This window comes from Streptomyces sp. NPDC059564 (genome assembly GCF_042735575.1).
Classification (GTDB): Bacteria; Actinomycetota; Actinomycetes; order Streptomycetales; family Streptomycetaceae; genus Streptomyces.
Map to the genome: position 1 here is coordinate 75,328 of NZ_JBHWBP010000005.1, position 6,228 is coordinate 81,555.

Here is a 6,228-nt window from a genome sequence, read left to right on the forward strand (position 1 = left end):
CAGTTCAGTCTGATGCGTCCCGACGAGGACGGGTGCGTCCATCTCAGGAGGAGTCGGTACGTAACGAGGACTAACGACGGGCACGCCCCCGGCGCGCGGCCGAAGCCGCACGCCGGGGGCGCAGTGTGTTGCGTCAGTACGAGCGCGCGACGATGGCGAGGGTACCGGGGGCGTCGTCCGTCTCCGGAACCGACCCGTCCGCCGCGATCAGGCAGCGTACGGAGACGGCCTGCTCGGCCAGCTTGGCCTCGCCCTCGGGGCCGAGGTCGGCCCACGGGATGCGCGCCCAGCCCCCGGCGATGGCGGCCTCGGCGGCCTCCTCGATGGTCGCGACGTCCGAGGTGCGGGCCTCACGGCGCTCGCGGGACTCGCGCAGCAGCTGGGCCTGGTCCTCGTCGAGGACCTTGGGCAGCAGGTCGGCGAGGGCGTCGATCTGCACCGGGGTCTTCCCGCCCGGGATCCGGCGGGCCAGCATCGCGGTGCCGGCCTCCAGGTCGCGGGGGCCGATCTCGATGCGGACCGGTACGCCCTTGAGCTCCCAGTCCACGGCGCGGCGGCCGAAGGGGGTGTCGACGCGGTCGTCGACCTGGACGCGCAGGCCCGCGGCCTTCAGCTGGGCGCCGAGCTCCCGGACCTTCGCCACGGCCTCGTCGCCCTTGATCGCCATGACGACGACCTGGACGTGCGCGAGCCGCGGCGGCACGCGCAGGCCGTTGTCGTCTCCGTGGGACATGATCAGGCCGCCGACCATGCGGGTCGAGACGCCCCACGAGGTCTGCCAGACGAGCTCCTGCTTGCCCTCCTTCGACAGGTACTGCGTGTTGAAGGCCTTGGCGAAGTTGGTGCCGAGCTCGTGGCTCGTGCCCAGCTGGAGGGCCTTGCCGTCGCCCATCATGCCCTCGAGGGTGAGGGTGTTGATGGCGCCGGCGAAGCGCTCCTTGGCGGTCTTGCGGCCGAGCACGACGTCGATGCCGAGCACGTTCGTCATGAAGTCGCCGTAGACGTCACGGTGGATGCGGGCGGCGTAGTCGCGGGCGTCCTCGTACGTGGCGTGGGCGGTGTGGCCCTCCTGCCAGAGGAACTCGCTCGTACGGAGGAACACGCGGGGGCGCATCTCCCAGCGGACCACGTTGGCCCACTGGTTGATCAGCAGGGGCAGGTCCCGGTAGCTCTGGACCCACTTGGAGAAGTAGTCGTTGATGATCGTCTCGGAGGTGGGCCGGACGACGACCGGCTCCTCCAGCTCCTTGCCGCCGCCGTGCGTGACGACCGCGAGCTCGGGGGCGAAGCCCTCGACGTGCTCGGCTTCCTTCGTCAGGTAGGACTGCGGGATGAACAGCGGGAAGTACGCGTTCTGGGCGCCCGCGTCCTTGATCCGCGCGTCCATCTCCTGCTGCATCCGCTCCCACAGGCCGTAGCCGTACGGCCGGATGACCATCGTGCCGCGGACCGGACCGTTGTCGGCCAGCTCGGCCTTGTTGATCAGATCCTGGTACCAGCGGGGGAAATCCTCCGCCTGGGGGGTGAGAACGGGTGCCTTTGCCATGGCGCGAATGGTACGGCGCCGGGCACGTGATGCGTGAATCGGGTGGCGCACTCCTCTGGACGCGGGGGCGAATGGGGAGTTCTCTGGCAACGGGGGCAAGGGGGCGACAAGGAATCAGGAGCGCTCTTTCGATGACACCGACGCCGACGGCGACGCTCGTCGCCCGGGACTGGGCGGAGATCCAGGAACGGATGCTGGTACCGCTGTACGAGGCGGTCTACGACCGGCTGGAGGTCGGGCCGGGCGACCGGCTGCTGGGCCTCGGGTGCGGGGCCGGGCTGCCGCTGCTGCTGGCCGCCGGCCGGGGCGCCGCCGCCACGGGCGTGGAGGCGGATCCGGCCCGGCGGGCGCTGGCCCGCGAACGCCTGCTGGAGGTGGTGACCGCTCCCCCGGTGCCCGCGGCGCGGCCGTACGACGTGCTCCTGGCCTTCTCGCCCGGCCCGGGCGCCCTGGCGGCGGCCCTGCCGGCGGTCCGGCGGGGCGGCGCGGTGGTGCTGGCCGACTGGGGTCCGGCGGAGCGCTGCACGGTCCCGGCGGTGCTGGGCGGGGGCCCGGTGGCCCGGGACCTGGACGCGCTGGTGTCGGGGGCGGGCCTGGTGCCCGACGGCTCGGGGCGCGTGTTCTGCCCGTTCGGGTACGCGGACGTGGACAGTGCCGTACGGGGCCTGCTGTCGACGGGGCTCTATGACGGGGCGGCCGATCCCGCGCTGGCGGAGAAGGAGCTGTCGGAGGCGCTTCACCCGTACGAGCGGACCGACGGCGCCGTCTGGCTGCCGAACATCTTCCGCTACGTCGTCGCCCGGATGGCGTAGCCCCGGCCCGCCGGGCGGCGCGGGCCGCCCGGCGCTACTTCTCCAGGCGGGTGATCCCGGCCGCCGCGTACGCCGCCTTCTCGTCCAGGGTCTCGTTGGCCAGCAGGGCCTCGGCCAGGGCGTCGAGCTGCGGGCGGTGCTCGCGCAGGACGCGGCAGGCCTCCTCGTAGCACTCGTCCACGATCCGCCGCATCTCGTGGTCCACCGCGTCGAGGGTGGCGGGGGCGGCGGACAGGCCGTAGGGGCTCTGTCCGTCGGAGGGGATCGCGGTCAGGCGTCCCACGCGCTCGCTCATGCCCCAGCGGCCGGCCATGCCGCGGGCGATGCCGGTGACCTGTTCCAGGTCGCTCTCCGAGCCGGTGGTGATGACGTCGTAGACGACGTGCTCGGCCGCCATGCCGCCGAGCGCGCCGATGATCCGGCCGCGCAGGTATTCCTCGGTGTACGCGTACCGGTCGGCGTCCGGGGCCGAGAGGGTGACGCCGAGCGCGCGGCCGCGGGGGACGATGGTGATCTTGCGTACGGGGTCGGCGCCGGGCCGGAGCATGCCCAGCAGGGCGTGGCCGCTCTCGTGGTAGGCCGTACGGCGGCGCTCCTCCTCCGGCATCACCAGCGACCGCTCCGCGCCCAGCTGGACCTTCTCCAGGGCGTCGGACAGGTCGGCCGGGGTGACCTCCGTGCGGCCGCGCTTGACGGCGAGCAGGGCGGACTCGTTGGCGAGGTTGGCCAGTTCGGCGCCGGTCATGCCGGGGGTGGTCCGGGCCACCTGGGTCAGGTCCACGTCCGGGGCGAGGGGGATGTCCCGGGTGTGGATGCGCAGGATGGCCGCGCGTCCGGTCCGGTCGGGCGGGGAGACGACCACCGTGCGGTCGAAGCGGCCCGGGCGGGTCAGCGCCGGGTCCAGGACGTCGGCCCGGTTGGTGGCGGCGAGCACGATCACGCCCTCCGAGCCGGAGAAGCCGTCCATCTCGGTGAGGATCTGGTTGAGGGTCTGCTCGCGTTCGTCGTGGCCGCCCATGCCCGCGCCCGCGCCGCGGGCCCGTCCGATGGTGTCGATCTCGTCGATGAAGATGATCGCGGGGGCCACCTTGCGCGCCTCGGTGAAGAGTTCGCGCACCCGCGAGGCGCCCACGCCGACGATCATCTCGATGAACTCGGAGGCGGAGGCGGAGAAGAAGGGCACCCCGGCCTCACCGGCGACGGCCCGCGCCAGCAGGGTCTTGCCGGTGCCGGGCGGGCCGGACAGCAGGACGCCGCGCGGCATCCGGGCGCCCATCCGGCGGTACTGCTCGGGGTTCTTGAGGAAGTCGACGACGTCGTTCAGCTCGCCCTCGACCTCGTCGATGCCCGCCACGTCCTCGAAGGTGGTGCGCTTGGCGCCCTCCAGCTCCACCGGCTTGGGCGGGGCCTTGCGGCCGAGTCCGCCCATGCCGCCGCCCATCCCCGTGCTCATCCGGCGGGCGATGAACACCCACAGGACGACCAGGAGCAGCATGGGGGCGAGGGAGAGCAGCAGATTGGCCAGGAAGCTGCGCTGTTCGACGACCGGGGAGGCCGTGACGTTCACGTTCTGCTTGGTGAGGTTGGCCCACAGCTGGTCGTCCGCGAAGGCCGGGCGCTGGGTGGTGAACTTGGTGTAGTCGCCCTTGCCGTCGGGGACCGGCTGTTCGGCCTTCAGCTCGCCCTGGATGGCGTCGCCCTTGGAGTAGATCTTCGAGACGTTGCCGGCGGCGACCTGCTTGCTGAACTCCGTGTACGAGATCACCGGCCCGTCGCCCTCGTTGAAGAAGGACAGCACCACGTTGGCGATCAGGTAGACGATCAGGGCGGTGAGGATCAGTCCGCGCCAGCCGCCGGGCATCCGCTTCTTGGGCTGGGGGGCGGGCGGGGCTCCTTCCGAGCGCCAGGGGGTGTCGGCCCGGTCGCGCGGCGGTACGGGGGTGGGGCTGGGCACGGGGCCTCCTTATGCCGTCCTCCCGGCCGACCATAGGCGACAAACCGGATCATCGCCGCGCAGGAACCTGGCGGAAAGGGGAAGGCCCCGACCGTGTCAGCACGGCCGGGGCCTTCCCCTCGTGGCGGCGTACGCCCGCTCCGGTACTACTTCATGAACTTCTTGAACTCGTCCGGCAGGTCGAAGTCCTGGCCGGGCTGGCCGCCACCGGCCGGGAGGCCGAACGGGTTGCCGCCGGCGGCGGGCTCGACCGCCTGCGGGCCCTGCTCGCGCCGGGCCGCGGCCGCGGCCTCCTCTTCCTTGCGCTTCATCGGGTTGCCGCTCTTGCGCTTGCCCTTGGCCTGCTTGATCTGCTTCTTCTGCCGGCCGGGACCGCCGCCCATCCCGGGGATGCCGGGCATGCCCGGCATGCCGCCGCCCTGGGCCATGCGCGACATCATCTTGCGGGCCTCGAAGAAGCGCTCGACGAGCGACTTCACGGCGCTGACCTCGACACCGGAACCCTTGGCGATACGGGCGCGGCGCGAGCCGTTGATGATGTGCGGGTCCTGGCGCTCGGCCGGGGTCATCGACTTGATGATCGCGGCGGTGCGGTCCACGTCGCGCTCGTCGATGTTGTTGATCTGGTCCTTGATCTGGCCCATGCCCGGCAGCATGCCGAGGAGCTTGGAGATGGAGCCCATCTTGCGGACCTGCTCCATCTGGGCCAGGAAGTCGTCGAGCGTGAACTCCTTGGGACCCTTGGCGAGCTTGGCCGCCATCTTCTCGGCCTCGGCCTGCGAGAAGGTCTTCTCGGCCTGCTCGATGAGGGTGAGCATGTCACCCATGTCGAGGATCCGGCCCGCCATGCGGTCGGGGTGGAAGGCGTCGAACTCGTCGAGCTTCTCGCCGTTCGAGGCGAACATGATCTGCTTGCCGGTGACGTGCGCGATCGAGAGCGCGGCACCGCCGCGGGCATCGCCGTCGAGCTTGGACAGCACCACGCCGTCGAAGCCGACGCCGTCGCGGAAGGCCTCCGCGGTGTTGACCGCGTCCTGGCCGATCATCGCGTCGACGACGAAGAGGATCTCGTCGGGGCTGACGGCGTCGCGGATGTCCGCGGCCTGCTGCATCAGCTCGGCGTCGATGCCGAGGCGGCCGGCGGTGTCGACGATGACGATGTCGTGCTGCTTGGTACGGGCGTACTCGACGGAGTCCTTGGCCACCTGGACCGGGTCGCCGACGCCGTTGCCGGGCTGGGGCGCGTAGACCGCGACACCGGCGCGCTCGGCGACGACGGAGAGCTGGTTGACGGCGTTGGGGCGCTGGAGGTCGCAGGCGACGAGGAGCGGGGTGTGGCCCTGCCCCTTCAGCCAGAGGCCGAGCTTTCCGGCGAGGGTGGTCTTACCGGCGCCCTGGAGACCGGCCAGCATGATCACGGTGGGCGCGGTCTTCGCGAAGCGCAGCCGGCGGGTCTCGCCGCCGAGGATCGAGACCAGCTCGTCGTTGACGATCTTGAGGACCTGCTGGCCGGGGTTCAGCGCCTTGCTGACCTCCTCGCCACGGGCCCTCTCCTTGACGTTCGCGATGAAGGAGCGGACGACGGGAAGCGCGACGTCGGCCTCGAGGAGGGCGATACGGATTTCCCGCGCCGCAGCGTCGATGTCCTGCTCGGAGAGGCGGCCTTTGCCCCGGAGGGACTTGAAGGTCGCGCTGAGGCGGTCGGAAAGCGTATCGAACACGGTGGTCGCGATTCCTCGGGTCGGGGGCGTGGTGGTCGTCCCCCAGGGTATCGGGCCACGCCGCCTGCCCGGCCCTGCGGGCGTTTTTCCTCTTTCGCCCGGAAGGCCGACGGGGCAATATCGGCCCCGCCGGCGGTTGAGGCGCGGGGGTCCGGGGGCGGAGCCCCCCTGCGGCGGCGCCGCGGGCTACGACAG

General features: G+C 71.7%; 4 protein-coding genes. 1 reads left to right on the forward strand and 3 read right to left on the reverse strand.

Translation table 11 applies throughout. The features are described 5' to 3' along the window. Positions 1 to 133: 133 nt before the first annotated feature. A complete protein-coding gene (gene proS, locus ACFV0Q_RS02655) occupies positions 134 to 1,546 on the reverse strand; it encodes a proline--tRNA ligase (RefSeq protein WP_384999328.1) in 1,413 nt (470 codons plus the stop codon). Between the two features lie 131 nt (positions 1,547 to 1,677). On the opposite strand from proS, the gene ACFV0Q_RS02660 reads away from it, so the two are divergent. Next, a complete protein-coding gene (locus tag ACFV0Q_RS02660) occupies positions 1,678 to 2,358 on the forward strand; it encodes a methyltransferase type 11 (RefSeq protein WP_384999331.1) in 681 nt (226 codons plus the stop codon). A gap of 34 nt (positions 2,359 to 2,392) precedes the next feature. Here ACFV0Q_RS02660 and ftsH read toward each other — a convergent pair whose 3' ends face one another. Further along, a complete protein-coding gene (ftsH, locus tag ACFV0Q_RS02665) occupies positions 2,393 to 4,312 on the reverse strand; it encodes an ATP-dependent zinc metalloprotease FtsH (RefSeq protein WP_384999334.1) in 1,920 nt (639 codons plus the stop codon). 146 nt (positions 4,313 to 4,458) lie between these two features. Further along, entirely contained in the window at positions 4,459 to 6,033 is a 1,575-nt protein-coding gene (gene ffh / locus ACFV0Q_RS02670) for a signal recognition particle protein (protein WP_384999337.1), read from the reverse strand. Positions 6,034 to 6,228: the final 195 nt, after the last annotated feature.

Coding starts and splice junctions, on each gene's coding strand:
- proS (WP_384999328.1), bottom strand. CDS start 1,546: ATGGCAAAGGCACCCGTTCTCACCCCCCAGGCGGAGGATTTCCCCCGC.
- ACFV0Q_RS02660 (WP_384999331.1), top strand. CDS start 1,678: ATGACACCGACGCCGACGGCGACGCTCGTCGCCCGGGACTGGGCGGAG.